Raw genomic sequence first — 20467 nt, 5'->3', positions numbered from 1 at the left:
GAGGCGCCCTGCGGCATGATCGGCCGGTATGGATCCTCTGCACCTGCCCACGACCGAGGCAGCCGTCGCCGCGCTGCATGGCATAGCCCGCGAGTTCAACGTGGACATCGAGGTCACGCACGACATCGGCGCCGACCGGACCTCTCGCCGCACCACCGCCGGTATCGGCACGACCACCGACCCCGACGGCTCGCTGCCCCACGAGGCCATGTGGAACTGGGCGGCTCCCCGCGGATCGACGTGCGGCTCTTCCCCGAGGACGACGCGCTCATCACGGTCGAGGGCATCGCGTTCCACGACGTACCGCGCGACGAGGTGCCCGCGTTCCTGCGCTCCTGCTACAGCGGTCTCGCCCATGTGCAGGGCAAGCGGTTCCCGCCCGGCTACCGCCTCGTCGTACCGCTGCCGGGCGACCGCACGTACAAGGAACGCCTGTCGATGATCGGCCTCACGCCGTGGTTGAGCGGCCGCGTCCGCTGATTCGGGGCGTCAACTCCCGTGCCGCGGTGCAAGGATGGCGGCACTCGCCGACGCCGATCGAAAGGCCCGCGCCCATGCGCGACGTGACCATCGACGCTTTCCTGACCAGCCTGGCCGCCCGAGAACCAGCGCCCGGCGGGGGCGCGAGCGCCGCACTGCACGCCGCCCAGGCCGCCGCGCTCCTCGGCATGGTGGCGCGCTACAGCACCGGCGAGAAGTACGCCGCGCACGCCGAGCCGATCGCCCGCATCACCGCCGAGACGGACCGGCTGCGGGCCGCCGCCCTGCGGTCGGCGCAGGACGACGCGGAGGCGTTCACCGCCGTCACCGACGCGTACAAGCTGCCGCGCTCCTCGGACGCGGAGAAGGAGAAGCGGTCCGCCGCCATCGCCACCGCGCTGGAAGGCGCCGCCGACGTGCCCGCCCGCGTCGCCGCACTCACCACGCGCCTGGTCGAACTGGCCGAGGAAATCCTGCCGATGAGCAACCGCAACGTCATCACGGACATCGCCGCGGCAGCCGAGGCCGCTCGGGCCGCCATCGCCACGGCGCGCGTAAATGTCGAGGTCAACCTGGCCGGGATCAAGGACGAGTCGAAGCGGGACGCCCTGCGCGCGGCGATCGCGGACGTGGACGCGGTCGCGTCCCGCGCCGAGCGGGTGACGTCGGACGTCCGGCGGCAGATCGCCGGTTGAGACCCTCAGTCGGTACCGGCTGAGACCCTCCCCACCCGCACCCGGCACCCGGCACCGGGTGACTCCTCCGCCCGTTGAGACTCCCCTCCGAACCCACGTCCTTCCAGGAGCCCTCAAGTGACCGCCACTCTCCTCCACGGCAAGGAACTCGCCGGTGCGCTCCGCCAGGCGACCGCGGCCCACGCCGCCGACCTGACCGCCCGCGGTACCCACCCCCACCTCACCGTCGTCACCGCCACCTCCGACGGATCCAGTGCCTGGTACGTCCGCTCCATCGCCCGCGCGGCGGAGAAGGCAGGGCTGCGCTGCACCATCACCGACCTGGGCGACGACGCCCCTGCCGAGGACATCCGCGCCCGCCTCACCGAACTGAGCGCCGATCCGGATGTGCACGGGATCATCCTGCAGACCCCGCTGCCTAAGGGCACGCACCTGGAGGATCTGGCCTCCGCCATCGCCCCGGCCAAGGACGTGGACGGCGCCAACCCGCTCTCGCTGGGCCGCCTGGCGTCCGGACTGCCGGCCTTCGCCCCGGCCACGGCCGAGGCCGTGGTCGCCCTGCTCGACCATCACGGGGTCGCCCTGCACGGTCGGCACGTCGCGGTCGTCGGCCGCTCCACCGTCGTCGGGAAACCCGCCGCCCACCTCCTCCTCGACCGCCATGCCACGGTCACCGTCTGCCACTCGCGCACCGCGGACCTGGCCGCGATCACCTCCACCGCCGACGTGCTCGTCGCAGCGGTGGGCCGCCCCGGGCTGATCACCCCCGCGCACGTCCGCCCCGGTGCGACCGTCATCGACGTGGGTACCAACCCGACGGACGACGGCGGCCTGGTCGGCGATGTCGATCCGTCCGTCATGTCAACGGCCGGGGCCCTCACGCCGGTTCCCGGCGGAGTCGGTCCGGTCACGACGGCGTTGCTGCTGCGGCACACGACCCTGGCGGCGGACGCCTCCTGACCCCGTGACCGCCCGCCCGTCGGCCTCCCCGGCCCGTCCCCCTGTCCCGCCACGGCCCGCCTCCGCACCACCCCGAGCAGAGGCTGAGGCGTCCACATACGCTCACAGGCATGACCGACAAGGCTCCCGCGTCCCAGACCCCGCTCCGCCTGAGCACCGTGATCCTGCCCCACCGCCGCTGGCACGAGGGCGCTCGGGACACCTGGCTGCGCGCCGAGGAACTGGGCTTCCACACCGCGTACACGTACGACCACCTGTCCTGGCGCGTGCCGTTCCGCGACGGCCCGTGGTTCGGCGCGGTCCCGACGCTGACCGCCGCCGCGGGCGTCACGGAGCGACTGCGCCTGGGGACCCTCGTAACCTCGCCGAACTTCCGGCACCCGGTGACCCTCGCCAAGGAACTGATCTCGCTCGACGACATCTCGGGCGGCCGGATCACTCTCGGCATCGGCGCGGGCGGCACCGGCTTCGACGCGAGCGCCCTCGCGCGTAGCGACGAGGAAGCGTGGACGCCGCGCGAACGGGCCGACCGTTTCGCCGAGTTCGTCCCTCTGCTCGACCGGTTGCTCACCGAGGACACGGTCTCGTACGACGGCACCTTCTACTCGGCGGGCGGCGCCCAGAACATCCCGGGCTGTGTGCAGCGGCCCCGGTTGCCCTTCGCGGTGGCCGCGACCGGGCCCCGCGGCCTCAAGCTGGCCGCCCGCCACGGGCAGGCCTGGGTGACCACCGGCGACCCGAAGCTGTACGAGGAGGGGACCCCGGAGGAATCGATTCAAGCCATTCGCGGTCAGGTCGGGAAACTGGCCGCCGCATGCGATGCCATCGGCCGCGACGTGGCCGAGCTCGACAAGGTCCTGCTCACGGGATTCACCCCGGAACGCGGTCGTCCTCTGGAGTCCGTCGACGCGTTCGTGGACTTCGCGGGCGCCCACCGGGAGCTGGGCTTCACCGAGCTCGTCGTGCACTGGCCGATCCCCGACACCGCCTTCGCGGCCGACCAGAAGGTCTTCGAGACGATCGCGACCGAGGCCCTCGCCCAGCTTGGCTGAATCACCGAGTGCAACGGCACGGGCCGGGCGGGGCGCATGCGCCAGTAGCGCACTCATCTGCGCGCCCCGCCGCACGCCCGTGCGCCCCGGTGCGCGACCATGGTGCGGTGACCCCACCGACTCCTGGGCCCCGGACCCCGGCCCCCTCCGCCCCCGCGCCCCGGCTGATCGCCACGGACCTCGACGGCACGCTGCTGCACGACGACAAGACCGTTTCCCCCCGGACGGTCGCCGCACTGGCCGCCGCCGAGGAGGCCGGCATCGAGGTCTTCTTCGTGACGGGCCGCCCGGCCCGCTGGATGGACGTCGTCAGCGACCATGTGCACGGGCACGGCCTGGCGATCTGCGGCAACGGCGCCGCCGTCGTGGACCTGCACGGCGGCCCCGGCAACCACCGCTTCGTCAAGATCCGCGAACTGCCGGTCCCGGACGCGCTCGACGTCGTCCGGGTCCTGCGCGAAGCGGCCCCCGGCACGTCGTTCGCGGTCGAGCGCACCGGCGGCCTGCACCACGAGCCGACGTACCCGCCGCTGCACCTCGACCCCGGCGAGAGTGTCGCGTCCGCCGAGAAGCTGCTCACCGCCGACTGGCAGGGACCCGCCGTGGCGGACCAGCCGGTCCTGAAGGTGCTCGCGTTCCACCCGGCGCTCGGCCCCGACGAGTTCCTGGCTCTCGCCCGCACCGCGGTCGGTGACCTGGCCGCCATCACGCGCTCCAGCCCGAGCGCCCTCCTGGAGATCAGCGGCCGGAACGTCTCCAAGGCGAGCACGCTCGAACTGTGCTGTGCGGAGCGCGGCATCTCCCCCGCCGAAGTGGTCGCCTTCGGAGACATGCCCAACGACATGGAGATGCTCACCTGGGCGGGCACTTCCTATGCGATGGGAAACGCGCACCCCGGCCTGCTGGCCGCGGCGACCGGTGTCACGGCGACCAACAACGAGGACGGCGTGGCTCGCGTCATCGAGGACATCCTGGCCGCCCGCTGAGCTGAGAACTACAGCCGCACGCCCCGCTCGGCGAACCATTTCACCGGGTCCACCCCGGACCCCAGATACGGCGTGAGCCGCACCTCGAAATGCAGATGCGGCCCCGTCGAGTTGCCCGTGGTCCCCGACTGCCCGAGCCACTGCCCCGTCCGCACCTTGTCGCCCTGGTCGACGGTGACGGCCGCGAGGTGCGCGTACTGCGTGTAATAGCCGCCCGGGTGCCGCACGACGACCTCGATGCCGAAGGCGCCGCCGCAGGACACGCTCACCACACGTCCCGCGCCGGCCGCCCGCACGGGCGTGCCGATGTCGACCGCGAAGTCCTGCCCGGTGTGCCGGTGCGCCCAGCGCTCGCCCGCACTGTCGAAGCCCGCGGACAGCGCGTACTTCCCCACAGGAGGCACCCACGCGCGCGTGGCACGGAACTTCGGCTGTTCGAGGCGTACGGCACCACGGCACTGCCCGGCCGTCACCGACCGGTCGGCCTCGCCCTGCAGCTCCCACTGCGCCTGTTCGAGCTTGCTCGCGATGCTCTTCTTCAGATGCGCGAGTTGAACGTTGCGCTCTTGCAGGGAGTGCCATTGGGCGGTCGCTTCGCGCTGCCCGTCCGCGAGCTTCTTCTCGGCACGGCGGCTCTTGCCCACGGCGTTGTTGAGCGCCAGGTCGGCCTGCCAGACGGCACGTTGACCGTGCATCAGCTCTTCGGGCTTGTCGGAGAGGAGCATCTGCGCCGTGAGCGGAATGTCGCCGCCGCTGCGGTACTGCGCGCGGGCGATGCGGCCGAGGTCGTTGTGCAGCACGGCGATCGCACGCCGCTCCCGGGCGAGCAGCCGCTCCATCTTGCGTGCCTTCGCCTTCTGTACCCCGACGGCCTTGCGCCCCGCTTCGTAGCGCTGGGTCGCCGCCGACGCCTCCTCAAAGAGGCGCGCCACTTCGGCGCTCGCCTCGGGACCATCGGCGCCCCGGGAGAGCGTGGGCGGGCCGCCGAGAGCGACGAGTGCGCACAGCAGCGCCGGGACGACTAGGGAGCGGCGAGGTCGTGGGCGCATGCCTCGGATCGTTGCCCGCCGCGCGGCAGGCCTCTCGCGGGACTCGTACGGCCGGGGGAACGCTTGCCCCGTACGGCGCAGAAACGTACCGCCGAATCAGGTACGGCCCCGGCGCCGCCCGCTCAGTAGGGCGCCTGCCAGATCACCGTCGTGCCACCCCCGTCGTCCCCCAGGCCTGGCCCGTACCAGCTGTCGCCGCCGAGCGACTCGGCCCGCCTCTTGAGGTTCCGCAGGCCGCTGCGCCGCCCGCCCTCGGGGATGCCCACGCCGTCGTCGGCGACCGTCAGGCGCACGCCCTGCGGTCCGTCCGGCAGAGATACGGTCGTGTCCACGACGACGTCGATCCGCGAGGCCCCCGCGTGCCGGAACGCGTTCGACAGGGCTTCCCGCAGGGCCGCGATGAGGTTCTTGCCGGTGAGTTCGCCGACCACGGTGTCGACCGGCCCGAGGAAGCGGTAAGAGGGCTTGAAGCCGAGCGGCACAGCGGCCATGTTGATCTCGCGCAGCACGCGCGTGCGCAGCCCCGACGGCGCCTCCGTCGGCGCCTGTTGAAGCGCGAAGATGGCCGTTCGGATCTCCTGGATCGTGACGTCCAGCTCGTCGACGGACTTGCCGATACCGGTCTGCACCTCGGGCACCACGGACCGGCGCTGGGCAGTCTCCAGCATCATCCCGGTGGCGAACAGCCGCTGGATCACGAGGTCGTGCAGGTCGCGTGCGATGCGGTCGCGGTCCTCGAAGACGGCGAGCCGCTCCCGGTCGCGCTGCGCCTCGGCCATCATCAGCGCGAGCGCCGCCTGCGAGGCGAACTGCGTGGCGAGGGTGCGCTCCCCTTCCGTGAAAGGCCGCCCCCCACGCGCGCGGGGCGTCACCAACGTCCCCAGTACGCGTCCGTCGCTCTGCAGGGGCAACAGCATGGCCGGGCCGTAGTCCCGAGCGAGGTCGGTCATCACACGCGGGTCGGTTGCCGTGTCGTCGATGAACACGGCTTCCCCTGCGAGGAGTTCGGAGATGATCTCGCTCTCCGGCGGAACGATCACGCCGAGTGCGCTGGAAGGTCCGTCCGAGGCGACGGCGACGATCTCCATACCGCCCTCCTCGTCCGGCAGCAGCACTATGCCGGCCGCCGACTCCGAGAGGTGGCGGGCCTGTTCGGCGACCACCTGCAGCGCGTCGTCGGCGTCGCCGCCCGACAGCAGCGCGGTGGTCACGGCAACAGACCCGTCGATCCATCGCTCACGCTGTTTGGCCGCTTCGTAGAGGCGCGCGTTGCCGATCGCGATGCCCGCCTCCGTGGCAAGCACCCGGACCATGTTCAGGTCGTAGTCGTTGAACTCGCCGCCCCCGCGCTTCTCCGTGAGGTAGAGGTTTCCGAAGATCTCCCCCTGTACGCGGATGGGGACACCGAGAAACGTCCGCATCGGCGGGTGGTGCGCGGGGAATCCGCACGAGCGCGGATCGTCCGCGAGGTTCGCCAGGCGCATCGGTTCGGGGTCGTGGATGAGCGCGCCGAGCAGCCCCTTGTGCCCGTCGGGCAGCCGTCCGATGCGCTGCGCCGTCTCGTCGTCGATGCCGTAGTAGACGAAGTCCGAGAGCCCGGCGCCGTCCTCGGCGATGACTCCGATCGCCGCGTACGTGGCGTCCGCCAGCTCGGCGGCGGTCTCGCAGATGCGGTCGAGCGTGGAGTGCAGCTCCGGTCCTGTGCCCACGGAGCGCATCGCTTCCAGGAGCTGCGGCACCCGCGCGGTCAGCTCCGTCGACAGCCCGTGGAGGCTGTGGGTGGCCTGGGTCGCCGCCTCCGTGGAGTTCGCGGTGGGCTCGCCCGGGGTCGGAGCCGCCGGCTCGATGGGTGCTGCCATGCCCCAGAGACTAGTTAGTCCCATTTAGTGAGGAAAGTCGGGGTTGCCGGTGCCGCGCGGCCGCGGGCGCCGCCATCCGCGGTCACCGGCGCCCGCCCGCGCCTGCCAGCAGCTCCGCCGCGCTCTCCCGTTCCCGCAGCTCCCGCAGCGGCCCGTCGACAGCGGCCAGCTCCGCGTAGGAGCCGCGCTGGGCGACCCGCCCGCCGTCCAGCACGAGGACCTCGTCGACGGCGTCCAGACCGGCGATCCGGTGCGTGATGAGCACCGTCGTGCGGCCCTGGGTCGCGTCCAGCAGGTCCGCGGTGAGCGCGTCCGCCGTCTCCAGGTCGAGGTGCTCGGCGGGCTCGTCCAGGACCAGGACGGGGAAGTCGGCGAGGAGGGCGCGGGCCAGCGCGAGCCGCTGCCGCTGCCCGCCGGACAGCCGCGCGGCGTGCTCGCCCACCAGGGTGTCGAGCCCGTCGGGCAGCGCGTCCGCCCACTCCAGGAGGCGTACGCGACCGAGTGCGGCCCGCAGTTCGTCCTCGGTGGCGTCCTTCTTGGCGAGCAGCAGGTTCTCGCGGACGCTGCTGTCGAAGAGGTGCGCGTCCTGGGCGCACAGCCCGACCAGACGCCGAACGTCGTCGCCGTCGAGGGCGTCCGCGTCGGTTCCGCCGAGCGTGTACGTCCCGGCGTCCGCGTCGAGGAAGCGCAGCAGCACTTGGGCGAGCGTGGTCTTGCCCGACCCGGAGGGCCCGACGACGGCGATCCTGCGGCCGCGTTCCAGCGTCAGGTCGACCCCGGCGAGCGCGTCCCGCGCCTGGCCCTCGTACCGGGCGGTGAGGCCCCTCACGACGAGCGGGAAGGGGTCCTGCGGCGCCGGTGCGGGCCGCTCGGGCTCGCGTACGGGTTCGGGGGCGTCCAGGACCTCGTAGACGCGCTCGGCGCTCTTGTGGACGCGCTGGCGGTACTGCACGGCGAGCGGCAGCCCGAGCACCGCCTCGAACGCGGCGAGCGGTGTCAGGACGACGACCGCCATCGCCACCCCGTCGAGCTGTCCGGCGCGGACGCCCTGCACGCCGACGAGCGCGGCACCCGCCACGGTCAGGCCGGTGATCAGCGCGGTGAGTCCGTCGCCGAGCGCGGTCGCGGTGGCCGCGCGCGACGCGATCCGGGTCAGCGCGGAGTCGGCGTCCTTCGCCTCCTTCGTTCGCCGGGGAAGCGCGCCGGCGACGGTCAGTTCGGCGGTCCCGGTGAGCAGTTCGGCCACGCGGGTCGCGAGCACCCCGCGCGCGGGAGCCAGTTTCCCTTCCGCCCTGCGGGCCACCGCCCCGGACAGCAGGGGCACACCGACCCCGGCGAGGAGCAGCCCCGCGGCGAGCACGGCACCGGCCGCGGGCAGCAGCCACGCGGTGAACGCCACGGACCCCACGCCTACCAGTGCCGCCACCGACGCGGGCAGCAGCCAGCGCAGCCAGTAGTCCTGGAGGGCGTCCACGTCGGCGACGAGCCGGGAGAGCAGGTCGCCGCGGCGCGTCGTGCGCAGCCCGGCGGGCGCGAGCCGCTCCAGGCGCCGGTAGACGGCGACCCGGGTGTCGGCCAGCATCCGCAGCACGGCATCGTGCGACACGAGCCGCTCCGCGTACCGGAAGCAGGCCCGGCCGATGCCGAACGCGCGCGTGGCCGTCACCGCGACCATCAGGTACAGCACCGGCGGCTGCTGGGCGGCCCGCGAGATCAGCCACCCGCTGGTCCCCATCAGACCCACCGAGCTGCCGAGCGCGAGCGCCCCCAGCAGCAGCGCGAGAGCGAGCCGCGAGCGGCGCGGGCGCGCCGCTGCACGGAGGCGGGTGAGGACGTGACGCCGGTCCGCGGGCGCGTCCTGCGCCTCCGCGGCCGCGACGGCGGTGCCGGCCGGCTCCGGTCCGGGCAGGCCCGGCGACGTGGCGGCACGCTGCCGCGGCAGCCGGTCCGCACCGGGTGCCTCCAGCCGGACCACCCGGTCGGCCACGGCCAGCAGCGCCGGACGGTGCACGACCAGCACCACGGTCCGCCCCACCGCCAGCCTGCGCACCGCCTCGACGATGCCCGCCTCGGTCTCGCCGTCCAGCGCGGCCGTCGGCTCGTCGAGCAGGACGACGGGCCGGTCCGCGAGGAACGCCCGGGCCAGCGCGAGACGCTGCCGCTGCCCGGCCGAGAGCCCCGCCCCGTCCTCGCCCAGCTCGGTACGCACACCGCCGGGCAGCGCCTCGACGAACTCCAGTGCCCCGGCCTCCCGCAGCGCCGTCAGCACCGCCGCGTCGTCGGCGTCGGGCCGGGCGAGCCGCACGTTGTCCGCGATCGACCCTGCATACAGCTGCGGCCGCTGCGGAACCCACGCCACGCGCGCGTGCCACGCCTCCCGCGAGATCTCGGCGAGGTCGGCGCCACCGACGAGAACCCGGCCACTACAGGGACGTACGAACCCCAACAGGGCGCTCAGCAACGTCGACTTGCCCGCACCGCTCGGCCCTACAAGAGCGACCGTCTCGCCGTCGGCGACTTCGAAGGAGACATCGCAGACGGCCTCCTCGACCCGCCCTTCATAGCGGACAGAAACAGATTCAAACCCGATGGCACCGACCGAAGGGACAGCTCGCGTACCGGACTCGGGCAGCGGTGTCTCCAGGACGTCGAAGATCTCCTCCGCGGCGGCGAGCCCCTCGGCCGCCGCGTGGAACTGCGCCCCGACCTGCCGCAGCGGCAGATACGCCTCGGGCGCGAGCACCAGGATCACCAGGCCCACGTAGAGGTCCATGGAGCCGTGCACGAGCCGCATGCCGATGGTGACGGCGACCAGAGCGACCGACAGGGTCGCGAGCAGCTCCAGCGCGAAGGACGACAGGAAGGCGATCCGCAGGGTCCGCATCGTCGCCCTGCGGTAGTCGCCGGTGATGGTGCGGATGGACTCGGCCTGCGCCTTGGCGCGGCCGAACACCTTCAGGGTGGGCAGACCGGCGACCACGTCCAGGAAGTGACCCGACAGCCGGGACAGCAACCGCCACTGACGGTCCATCCGGGACTGGGTGGCCCAGCCGATGAGCATCATGAAGACCGGGATGAGGGGCAGCGTGCCGACGATGATCGCCGCCGACACCCAGTCCTCGGTGACGACGCGGGCGAGCACCGCCACCGGAACCACCACCGCGAGCCCCAACTGCGGCAGATAACGCGAGAAGTAGTCGTCGAGCGCGTCCACCCCGCGCGTCGCGAGCGCGACCAGCGAACCGGTGCGCTGCCCGCTCAGCCACCCAGGACCGAGCTGCGACGCCCGCTCCAGCAGCCGCCCGCGCAGCTCCGACTTGACCGCCGCGCTCGCCCGGTGCGCGGCCAGTTCGGTGAGCCAGGACACCAGGGCGCGCCCGGCCGCGACCATCACCAACAGCAGCAGCGGGCTGGTAAGCCGCCCCACGTCGAAGCCGTGCTGGAAGGCGCCCACCACGACCTCGGCGATGAGCATGGCCTGGGCCACGACCAGTCCCGCCCCGGCGGCGCCGAGGACGACCACCGCGAGCAGGAAGAGGCGGGTGGCCCGGGCGTACCGGAGCAGGCGCTGGTCGATCGGTTTCACGTGAAACACACCCTCACGTAGGCGCGTAGGTACGTAGGCATGAAGGTCAGGTTCAGTGCGTGGCGTCGGCGGCGATGTGCTTCGTGCCGATCCGCTTGCGGAACACCCAGTAGGTCCACGACTGGTAGAGCAGCACGAGCGGTGTCGCGATCGCCGCGAGCCACGTCATGATCTTCAGGGTGTACGGGCTCGACGAGGCGTTGGAGACCGTGAGGTTCCAGTCCGGGTTGAGCGACGACGGCATGACGTTCGGGAACAGCGTCAGGAAGAGCATCGCGACGGCCGCCGCGATGGTGATGCCGGACAGTGCGAACGACCAGCCCTCACGCCCCACCTTGATGGCGACGATCGCTCCGACGAGCGCGACCACGGCCACGATCATCGCGACGAGCGAGCCGCTGTCGCCCTTGGAGGCCTGGGTCCAGGCCAGGAACACGAGGGCCAGCACCGCGGTCACCAGACCGAGTCCCAGTGCCGTCTTCCGCGCCCGCACCCGGATGTCGCCGAGCGTCTTCAGCGACGCGAACACCGCGCCGTGGAAGGTGAACAGCGTCAGGGTGACCAGTCCGCCCAGGATCGCGTACGGGTTGAACAGGTCCCAGAAGGTGCCGACGTACTCGAAGTTCTTGTCGATCTTCACGCCGCGCACGATGTTGCCGAAGGCCACGCCCCACAGCACCGCCGGGATCAGCGAGGTCCAGAAGATCGCGTGCTCCCAGTTGGTCTGCCATTTCTGCTCAGGCCGCTTCGAGCGGTACTCGAAGGCGACACCGCGCACGATGAGGCAGACCAGGATGATCAGCAACGGCAGATAGAAACCGGAGAAGAGCGTCGCGTACCACTCGGGGAAGGCCGCGAAGGTCGCTCCGCCGGCCGTGAGCAGCCACACCTCGTTGCCGTCCCAGACGGGACCGATCGTGTTGATCAGAACGCGCCGCTCGGTGCGGTCCCGGGCCAGCAGCTTGGTGAGGATGCCGATCCCGAAGTCGAAGCCCTCCAGGAAGAAGTAGCCGATCCACAGGACCGCGATGAGTACGAACCAGACGTCGTGCAGTTCCATGACTGAAGCGCTCCCTCGGTCCTAGTAGGAGAAGGCCATCGGCTTGTCGGCGTCACGGTCGCCGCCGATCTTGGTGGGCGGGTTGAGATCGTCGTCGGTGAGCTCGGGCGGGCCGGCTTTGATGTACTTGACCAGGAGTTTGACCTCGATGACGGCGAGCACCGCGTACAGCAGGGTGAAGACGATCAGCGAGGCGAGGACCTCGCCCTGCGAGACGCTGGGGGAGACCGCGTCCCGGGTCTGCAGGACGCCGTAGACGACCCACGGCTGCCGGCCCATCTCGGTGAAGATCCAGCCCCAGGAGTTGGCGATCAGCGGGAACCCGATGGTCCACAGGGCGACGATCCAGTAGAGCTTCGTGAACTTGGGGCTGAGTGCCTTCTTCTTGAAGAGCACCAGGTTCGGTGCTTCGTCCTCACCCGTCCGCAGGTGTTGCGGCAGCATGAACTTCTTGCGGGTGAGCCAGAGTCCGACCAGGCCGATGGCGAAGGACGCCATCCCGAAGCCGATCATCCAGCGGAAGGCCCAGAACGTGACGGGAATGATCGGCCGGTAGTCGCCGGGTCCGTACTTCTCCTGCTCGGCCTTGTTGGTGTCGTTGATGCCGGGGATGTGCGAGGTGAAGTTGTCGTCGGCGAGGAAGGACAGTATCCCGGGGATGGAGAGCTCGACGGAGTTGTGCCCCTTGCTCACGTCTCCGTAGGCGAAGATCGAGAACGGCGCCGAGTCCTGGCCGTCCCACAGTGCCTCGGCGGCGGCCATCTTCATCGGCTGCTGCTTGAACATCACCTTGCCGAGCTGGTCGCCGCTGATCGCGGTGAGCAGGCCGGCGATGACGACGGTGATCAGCCCGAGCCGCAGCGAGGTCTTCATCGTCGTGATGTGCTTCTTGCGCGCCAGGTGGAAGCCCGCGATGCCGACCATGAACGCGCCGCCGGTGAGGAACGAGGCGGACAGCGTGTGGAACGCCTGGGTGAGCGCCGTGTTCTGCGTCAGCACCTGCCAGAAGTCGGTGAGCTCGGCCCTGCCGGTGGCCTTGTTGTACTTGAAGCCGACCGGGTGCTGCATCCAGGAGTTGGCCGCGAGGATGAAGTACGCGGAGAGGATCGTGCCGATCGACACCATCCAGATGCAGGCCAGGTGGATCTTCTTCGGCAGCTTGTCCCAGCCGAAGATCCACAGGCCGATGAAGGTGGACTCGAAGAAGAACGCGATCAGCGCCTCGAAGGCCAGCGGCGCCCCGAAGATGTCACCGACGAATCGGGAGTAGTCGGACCAGTTCATGCCGAACTGGAACTCCTGCACGATGCCGGTGACGACACCCATCGCGATGTTGATCAGGAAGAGCTTCCCCCAGAACTTGGTGGCCCTGAGGTACTTCTCCTTCCCCGTGCGCACCCAGGCGGTCTGCAGCCCGGCGGTCAGCGCCGCGAGGGAGATCGTCAGGGGGATGAAGAGGAAGTGGTAGACGGTGGTGATGCCGAACTGCCATCGCGCCAGAGTCTCCGGCGCCAGAGCCAGGTCCACTGCGTCATCTCCTTACGTCGCCGTGGTCACAGCGGCAGTTTGCCCCGTTAATCCCACCGATCATGGGAGGAACTGGGACGCGCTTGTGAACGCGTTCACATTCACAAGCATTATGTCGTACTGACAGTCGGGATCCGAAGGGGGGTCCCCCTACTGCGAGCAACGCCACAGAAACGCGTGAGGCTCGCGAAGCGACGAACGAACGCCGCCTCGCGAGCCTGTGCAGTCTGCTCGGTGAACCGGGGAGCTCAGAGCTCCTTGCGGAACGCCTCCGCCGCCTGCAGGAAGATGTCGTTGGCCTCGGTCTCACCGATCGTGGCCCGCATCCCCTCACCGGCGAACGGCCGTACGACGACCCCGGCCTGCTCACACGCGGCCGCGAAATCCATGGTCCGCTCGCCCAGGCGCAGCCACACGAAGTTGGCCTGCGTCCCGGGCACGGTCCAGCCCTGCGCCCGCAGCGCGTCGAGGACCCGGGTGCGCTCGGACACCAACGAGCCGACACGGCCGAGCAGCTCGTCCTCCGCGCGCAGCGAGGCCACCGCCGCGTCCTGCGCGAGCTGGCTGACTCCGAAGGGGACCGCCGTCTTGCGCAGCGCCGCCGCCACCGGCTCGTGCGCGATGGCGAACCCGACCCGCAGCCCCGCGAGCCCGTACGCCTTCGAGAAGGTCCGCAGCACCGCCACGTTCGGGCGGTCCCGGTAGATCTCCACGCCGTCCGGCACCTCGGCGTCGCGGATGAACTCCCGGTACGCCTCGTCGAGCACGACCAGCACGTCGGAGGGCACGCGGTCGAGGAAGCGCTCCAGCTCGGCCCGGTGGATGGCGTTGCCCGTGGGGTTGTTGGGGTTGCACACGAAGATGAGGCGCGTGCGATCGGTGATCGCGTCGGCCATGGCGTCGAGGTCGTGGTCCTCGTCGGGCGTCAGCGGCACCTGCACCGACGTCGCGCCGCTGATCTGCGTGATGATCGGGTACGCCTCGAAGGACCGCCACGCGTAGATGACCTCGTCGCCCGGCCCGCTGGTCGCCTGGAGCAGCTGCTGGGCGACGCCGACCGAGCCCGTGCCCGTGGCCAGATGCGTGGCAGGCACCCCGAAGCGTTCCGCCAGCTCGTTCATCAGCTCCGTGCAGGCCATGTCCGGGTAGCGGTTGAAGGTCCCCGCCGCGGCCATCGCCCGCTCCATGACGCCGGGCAGCGGGGGATAGGGGTTCTCGTTGGAGGACAGCTTGTACGCCACCGGGCCCCCGGCAGCCGCAGCCGCCGGCCTGCCCGGCTTGTAGGTGGGGATCCCCGCCAGCTCCGCACGCAGCTTGGGGTTCGTCTCGCTCACCGCAGTCCTCCTATGTGGCCGCCGTTCCAATACTGCTCACCTTAAGAGGATTGGCCGCCCGCCCCAATGGCCCGGTCCCCTCCGCCGTTCCCGAAGGCGTGTGAAGGCGTACGGGGAGGGGGGAGCGCTCCAGACCCTGGCGCGCGCCGGTGGCTCGCGCCGTGGCGCGCATCACCCGTGAAGGTGAGTTGAGACCTATCCGCAACATCGCCGACTTGGCAGGCCCATGCGTACCGATGCGTGACCTAGTACCGTCACACCCCTAAACTCCCTTGCTTTCCAAGGCTTCTGACGGAGTTTCACCTTGCAGAAACGTGCCTGTCAACGCGTGCATATGCACCCCCGCCATGCAGCCGCATGAGCCCTACTATCGGCTCGCCATGACAGCAGCAGGGAAGCACCAGGTGAGCCGGGCGGAGACGACCCGCAGGGGCACCCGGCCGGGCCGGGCAGGCATCAGAGATGTTGCCGCCGCCGCCGGGGTCTCGATCACAACTGTCTCCGATGCGCTCAACGGCAAGGGCCGGCTCCCGGACGCCACCCGACGCCATGTCCGCGAGGTCGCCGATCGGTTGGGCTATCGCCCCTCCGCGGCCGCCCGCACGCTCCGTACCGGCAAGTCGGGCCTGATCGGCCTGACAGTGACGACATACGGGGATGAACCTTTCACCTTCACCGAGTTCGCGTACTTCGCGGAGATGGCGAGAGCCGCGACCTCCGCCGCGCTGGCCCGCGGGTACGCCCTTGTCATCCTGCCCGCCACCTCACGTCACGACGTGTGGTCGAACGTCGCTCTCGACGGCACCGTCGTCATCGACCCCTCCGACCACGACCCGGTCGTCAGCGAGCTGGTCCGCCAGGGCCTGCCCGTCGTCTCCGACGGACGTCCCGCGGGCACCCTGCCCGTGACCGCCTGGGTCGACAACGACCACGAGGCCGCCGTCCTCGGCATCCTCGACCACCTCGCCGAGGCCGGCGCGCGCCGCATCGGCCTGCTCACCGGCACCACCACGGACACCTACACCCACCTCTCCACCTCCGCGTACCTGCGCTGGTGCGAGCGGATCGGGCAGGAACCGGTCTACGAGTCCTATCCCGCGCACGACCCGTGCGCGGGCGCCGTCGCCGCCGACCGGCTGCTCGCCCGGCCCGACCGCCCCGACGCGGTCTACGGCCTGTTCGACCCCAATGGCACGGACCTGCTCGCCGCGGCCCGCCGCTACGGCATGCGCGTCCCGGACGACCTGCTGCTCGTGTGCTGCAGCGAGTCCACGGTGTACGCCACCACCGAACCGCCCGTCACCACCCTCTCGCTCAAACCGCGACGCATCGGCACAGCCGTCGTCCAGCTGCTCATCGACGCCATCGAGGGGGTCGATTCGGATCTGCCGGTCGAGCAGGTGATACCGACGGAACTGATCGTGCGGACCTCCTCGCAGCGCCGCCCGCCGCGCACCACGGTCAGCCCGCCCCGCTCCCCGGGACAGGGCTGACCGGCCCCACCCCCCGCCGCCGCCGTCGCGGACGAGAGGAAAAGTCCACACCAATTCGGGAGAAAAGTGTGGTGAACAGCCGCCCGTCACCGATTCACCACCCCTGGTGCATCACACAGCGCGAGCCGCATTCCTATGATGGGCGCACGACACCGCGGGCCGCTGCGACCAGGCAGTCCGATCCGGTGCACAGGCGGCGCAATGGTGGAGGGGTCGATGACTCAGGGGGCCGGTCAGGGACCCGCAGCGCGCACGGAGACGCTGCGTGACTTCCGCGTTCCCGCGTACGTCCATGACGTACCGGCGAACGTGCTGCCCACCGACCCGGTTCCCGGCTCCCCCGAGCCAGCGGGTTTCCCGGACGGCTACACGCCGACGGAGCGCGATCTGCCGGTCATCAACCGGGGGGACACGGTGCAGATGGAGACCGCTCAGGCCGTGCCGCGGCCGGGCGGCGACGAGATGGGCCCGCTGTTCGTCGTCGGCGACGTGCACGGCTACCTCGGCGAGCTGCTCGCGGCGCTCCACGCGAAGGGCCTGGTCGACACCGAGGGCACCTGGGCGGCGGGTAACGCGCGCCTGTGGTTCCTCGGCGACTTCACCGACCGCGGGCCCGACGGGATCGGTGTCATCGACCTCGTGATGCGGCTGAGCGCCGAGGCGGCCGCGGCGGGCGGCTACTGCAAGGCGCTCATGGGCAACCACGAACTGCTGCTGCTCGGCGCGAAGCGGTTCGGCGACACCCCCGTCAACTCCGGGGCGGGCACCGCCACCTTCCAGGCGGCCTGGTTGCTCAACGGCGGCCAGAAGTCCGACATGGACCGCCTCCAGGACGTGCATCTGCAGTGGATGTCCCGGCTCGACGCGATCGAGATCGAGGACGACCACCTGCTCATGCACTCCGACACGACGGCCTACCTCGACTACGGCGACTCCATCGAGGCGGTCAACGACACGATCCGCGAGACCCTCACGCGCAACGACGCGGACGAGTGCTGGGACCTGTTCCGCAAGCTGACCAAGCGCTTCGCGTTCCGGGACGAGGAATCGGGCCCCGGAGCCGTCCGCGAACTCCTCGGCGCCTACGGGGGCTCGCGCGTCGTGCACGGCCACAGCCCGATCCCGTACCTGCTGGGCGAGGTCGGCACCGAGGACGCCGACGGCGAGGACAGCGGGCCCGTGGTCGAAGGACCTCATGTGTACGCGGGCGGACTGGCCCTCGCGATGGACGGCGGCGTGACCATGGCCGGAAAGCTGCTGGTCCAGCAACTCCCCATGGATATCTGACAGTTCATCGGGCAGGCGCGGTAAGTGGAGGATCCGACAGGCAGCGGGGGCAATTTCCGGAAACCCCCTGTCACCGCCTGCCGTGACCGCTCTACCATCGGCTTATCCGTAGCAGGCTCCCCTCCGTTTCTGCCCGACGGCTCGTAACCATGCGAGCCACCAAGCCCTACGGAGCATCGGGGGATGCACATGAACAGCGCTCCGCATTTGCTGAACGAGGACCGCCCCGAGTTCGAGCGGATCCTTGATGAGGCTCTGCGTACCGCACCGAACCAACCTGATCCCGCCACAGTGGGCCAGCGGCTCAACCCCGAACAACTGCGCACCATGGCGCTCAACGCCGCCGCGTTGATCAGCACGGCGGCCGCCACGGAGTACCAGCATTACGTCAAGGTCCGTGAGGAACTGCGTGACGCCCCGCGGCCCGTCCGTCCGCCACGTGAAGGAGGCAGCGCCGGCCAGGCCGATTCCGGCGGCAGCTCGATGGGCTTCGCCGCCACCGTGGGCGAGGTCGCGGAGACCACCGGGCCCGGTGTCGCCGCGGTCGCCGTCGTGCTCGCCCCGGTCCTCGCCGGGACCGCGGCAGCGATCTTCCTGCTGGTCGGCTTCATCCTGAAGATGCTCAACCCACCGCCGGACTTCGCCGACACCCTGCTGTCGGTCGGATGGGTCTTCGGCGCGCTCGCCGCGGCGTGCATCCTCGTCGCGGCGGTGTGCCTGCTCCTGACGGCCCTGCGCAACGGGTCGACCTCACTCCAGGCAAGCGCCCACGGCGAAGCCAACGAGGAGGTCGCGCGCGCCAGAGACGCGTGGGGCAAAGTACTCCTCGAGCGCGGCATCATGCCGTTCCTGCGGGACGCCCTGGCGGGCCCCCCGGGAGGCGGAGCGCCGCTCGGCGGCCGGGGCGGCGGCTCGACCGGCCGCATGCCCCACCTCGGCTACAACAGGCCGGGGTTCAGCAGTCCCGACGGCGGAGGTACCGCCACGGGACAGCGCGCCGGCTTCTCCAGCCCGGACTTCACGAGCCCGGACTTCGGTGGCCCCGAGCACCAGCCCGACTGACACCCGGGCGGGGCAGGGGGCCGTGACCGAGGGCTCGGGGCGCACCGCGTGGGCCCCGAGCCCTCGGTCAGGCGCGCACGCCGGTCAGTCGGCGAGCGGCAGATAGACGCGGTTGCCCGCCTCGGCGAACTCCTTCGACTTCTGCTCCATGCCCGCCTCGACCTCGTCCTTCGTCGAGCCGTGCTCACGCCGGATGTCGTGCGAGATCTTCATGGAGCAGAACTTCGGGCCGCACATCGAGCAGAAGTGCGCGGTCTTCGCCGGTTCGGCGGGGAGCGTCTCGTCATGGAACTCCCGTGCCGTGTCCGGGTCGAGAGCCAGGTTGAACTGGTCCTCCCAGCGGAACTCGAAGCGGGCGTCGGAGAGCGCGTCGTCCCAGTCCTGCGCGCCCGGATGCCCCTTGGCGAGGTCCGCCGCATGGGCCGCGATCTTGTACGTGATGACACCGGTCTTCACGTCGTCACGGTCGGGCAGGCCCAGGTGCTCCTTGGGCGTGACGTAGCAGAGCATCGCCGTGCCCCACCAGGCGATCATCGCGGCGCCGATCCCGGACGTGATGTGGTCGTACGCGGGGGCGATGTCCGTGGTCAGCGGGCCGAGCGTGTAGAACGGCGCCTCCTCGCAGATCTCCTGCTGAAGGTCGATGTTCTCCTTGATCTTGTGCATCGGGACATGGCCCGGTCCCTCGATCATCGTCTGCACACCGTGCCGCTTGGCGATGGAGTTGAGTTCGCCGAGCGTCCTGAGCTCCGCGAACTGCGCCTCGTCGTTGGCGTCCGCGATGGAGCCGGGGCGCAGGCCGTCGCCGAGCGAGTACGTGACGTCGTACGCCGCGAGGATGGAGCACAGCTCCTCGAAGTTCTCGTAGAGGAAGCTCTCCTTGTGGTGCGCGAGACACCACGCGGCCATGATCGAACCGCCGCGCGAAACAATGCCGGTCTTGCGGTCGGCGGTCAGCGGGACGTACGGGAGGCGGACGCCGGCGTGGACCGTCATGTAGTCGACGCCCTGCTCGGCCTGCTCGATGACCGTGTCCTTGTAGATCTCCCAGGTCAGCTCCTCGGCCTTGCCGTCGACCTTTTCGAGGGCCTGGTAGAGCGGCACGGTACCGATAGGCACGGGGGAGTTGCGCAGCACCCATTCACGCGTGGTGTGGATGTTGCGGCCGGTGGAGAGGTCCATGACGGTGTCGGCGCCCCAGCGGGTCGCCCATGTCATCTTGTCCACCTCTTCCTCGATGGACGAGGTGACCGCGGAGTTGCCGATGTTGGCGTTCACCTTCACCAGGAACCGCTTGCCGATGATCATCGGCTCGATCTCCGGGTGGTTCACGTTGGCGGGCAGGACCGCGCGGCCCGCCGCGATCTCCTCGCGTACCACCTCGGGGGCCACGTTCTCCCGGATGGCCACGTACTCCATCTCCGGGGTGATCTCCCCCCGCCTGGCGTACGCGAGTTGGGTCACGGGCTCGCCGGTCCTGCCGCGCCGCGGCTGGCGCGGGCGGCCCGGGAAGACCGCGTCGAGGTTGCGCAGTCCGCCGCGCGGTGAGGTGTGCTTGATCCCGTCGTCCTCGGGGCGGGCGGGCCGGCCCGCGTACTCCTCGGTGTCGCCGCGGGCGATGATCCAGTTCTCCCGGAGGGGCGCGAGTCCCCTGCGGACATCGGTGTCGACGGTCGGATCGGTGTACGGGCCGGAGGTGTCGTACAGCGTGACGGCCTGGCCGTTGGTGAGGTGCACCTGGCGGACCGGCACCTGGAGGTCGGGGCGCGAGCCCTGGACATACCCCTTGTGCCAGCCGGTGGACTTCCCGGCCTCCGGCTCAGAGCTGCTGGAGGCAGGCGTGCGTGCGTCCGTTGTGGTCATGAGACCTACTCCCTACGCCGGCATTACCCGGTAACAGGTTCGGCGGTCGACGCAGCGATATTCGTCGTCGGTGCTCCACGCTGTTTCACGTGAAACACGCTGGGACGAAGGTCAGCGCCCTCTCAGCCCGGTGCTCCGAGCTCCCGCGTTTGCAAAGGTGCCTCCACGCTAGCG

Annotated in this window: 14 protein-coding genes, 1 pseudogene and 1 riboswitch; of the genes and pseudogenes, 8 read left to right on the top strand and 7 right to left on the bottom strand. The window is 70.6% G+C overall.

Annotated elements, in window-relative coordinates; translation table 11 throughout:
• Window positions 1-28: 28 nt before the first annotated feature.
• From AB0J02_RS07245 to AB0J02_RS07225, 5 genes and pseudogenes are all read left to right on the top strand, one after another.
• Window positions 29-480: pseudogene (locus tag AB0J02_RS07245) on the top strand (hypothetical protein).
• A 74-nt stretch (window positions 481-554) separates the two neighbouring features.
• Complete coding sequence (locus AB0J02_RS07240) at window positions 555-1175, top strand: cyclodeaminase/cyclohydrolase family protein (RefSeq protein ID WP_363192571.1); 621 nt, start codon at window positions 555-557, stop codon at window positions 1173-1175.
• Window positions 1176-1292: 117 nt separating this feature from the next.
• Window positions 1293-2135, top strand: a complete 843-nt coding sequence (locus AB0J02_RS07235) for a bifunctional 5,10-methylenetetrahydrofolate dehydrogenase/5,10-methenyltetrahydrofolate cyclohydrolase (RefSeq protein ID WP_363192570.1) — start codon at window positions 1293-1295, stop codon at window positions 2133-2135.
• A gap of 110 nt (window positions 2136-2245) precedes the next feature.
• Window positions 2246-3187, top strand: a complete 942-nt coding sequence (locus tag AB0J02_RS07230; protein ID WP_363192569.1) for an LLM class flavin-dependent oxidoreductase — start codon at window positions 2246-2248, stop codon at window positions 3185-3187.
• A gap of 107 nt (window positions 3188-3294) precedes the next feature.
• A complete protein-coding gene (locus tag AB0J02_RS07225) occupies window positions 3295-4173 on the top strand; it encodes a Cof-type HAD-IIB family hydrolase (RefSeq protein ID WP_363192568.1) in 879 nt (292 codons plus the stop codon).
• A gap of 8 nt (window positions 4174-4181) precedes the next feature.
• Here AB0J02_RS07225 and AB0J02_RS07220 read toward each other — a convergent pair whose 3' ends face one another.
• The 6 genes from AB0J02_RS07220 to hisC form a co-directional block, all read right to left on the bottom strand.
• The gene (locus AB0J02_RS07220; RefSeq protein ID WP_363192567.1) at window positions 4182-5222 is read right to left on the bottom strand and encodes a M23 family metallopeptidase; all 1041 of its coding nucleotides are present in this window, start codon (window positions 5220-5222) and stop codon (window positions 4182-4184) included.
• 122 nt (window positions 5223-5344) lie between these two features.
• Window positions 5345-7081, bottom strand: a complete 1737-nt coding sequence (locus AB0J02_RS07215; RefSeq protein WP_363192566.1) for a GAF domain-containing protein — start codon at window positions 7079-7081, stop codon at window positions 5345-5347.
• Between the two features lie 82 nt (window positions 7082-7163).
• Window positions 7164-10667, bottom strand: a complete 3504-nt coding sequence (gene cydD, locus AB0J02_RS07210; RefSeq protein ID WP_363192565.1) for a thiol reductant ABC exporter subunit CydD — start codon at window positions 10665-10667, stop codon at window positions 7164-7166.
• A gap of 52 nt (window positions 10668-10719) precedes the next feature.
• Entirely contained in the window at window positions 10720-11727 is a 1008-nt protein-coding gene (gene cydB / locus AB0J02_RS07205; protein WP_363192564.1) for a cytochrome d ubiquinol oxidase subunit II, read from the bottom strand.
• Between the two features lie 21 nt (window positions 11728-11748).
• On the bottom strand, window positions 11749-13254 hold the full coding sequence (locus AB0J02_RS07200) for a cytochrome ubiquinol oxidase subunit I (protein ID WP_363192563.1): 1506 nt from the start codon (window positions 13252-13254) through the stop codon (window positions 11749-11751).
• 248 nt (window positions 13255-13502) lie between these two features.
• Window positions 13503-14588 (bottom strand): histidinol-phosphate transaminase, encoded by a 1086-nt coding sequence (gene hisC, locus AB0J02_RS07195; RefSeq protein ID WP_363192562.1) that lies wholly within the window; start codon window positions 14586-14588, stop codon window positions 13503-13505.
• 380 nt (window positions 14589-14968) lie between these two features.
• Here hisC and AB0J02_RS07190 point away from each other — a divergent pair, with 380 nt between their 5' ends.
• The 3 genes from AB0J02_RS07190 (at window position 14969) to AB0J02_RS07180 (ending at window position 18430) form a co-directional block, all read left to right on the top strand.
• A complete protein-coding gene (locus AB0J02_RS07190) occupies window positions 14969-16081 on the top strand; it encodes a LacI family DNA-binding transcriptional regulator (protein ID WP_363192561.1) in 1113 nt (370 codons plus the stop codon).
• A 201-nt stretch (window positions 16082-16282) separates the two neighbouring features.
• On the top strand, window positions 16283-17368 hold the full coding sequence (locus tag AB0J02_RS07185) for a metallophosphoesterase (protein ID WP_363192560.1): 1086 nt from the start codon (window positions 16283-16285) through the stop codon (window positions 17366-17368).
• A gap of 183 nt (window positions 17369-17551) precedes the next feature.
• Window positions 17552-18430, top strand: coding sequence for a hypothetical protein (locus AB0J02_RS07180; RefSeq protein WP_363192559.1), 879 nt, complete (start codon window positions 17552-17554; stop codon window positions 18428-18430).
• Window positions 18431-18514: 84 nt separating this feature from the next.
• On the opposite strand, the gene thiC is transcribed toward AB0J02_RS07180, so the two are convergent.
• The gene (thiC, locus tag AB0J02_RS07175; RefSeq protein ID WP_363192558.1) at window positions 18515-20293 is read right to left on the bottom strand and encodes a phosphomethylpyrimidine synthase ThiC; all 1779 of its coding nucleotides are present in this window, start codon (window positions 20291-20293) and stop codon (window positions 18515-18517) included.
• A riboswitch (TPP riboswitch) is annotated at window positions 20286-20450 on the bottom strand. Its footprint overlaps the gene before it by 8 nt.
• Window positions 20451-20467 lie beyond the last annotated feature (17 nt).

This window comes from Streptomyces sp. NPDC050264 (assembly GCF_040655895.1).
Taxonomy (GTDB): domain Bacteria; phylum Actinomycetota; class Actinomycetes; order Streptomycetales; family Streptomycetaceae; genus Streptomyces.
The sequence above is the reverse complement of the archived record's forward strand: the minus strand, read 5'-3'. Positions and strand labels throughout refer to the sequence as shown.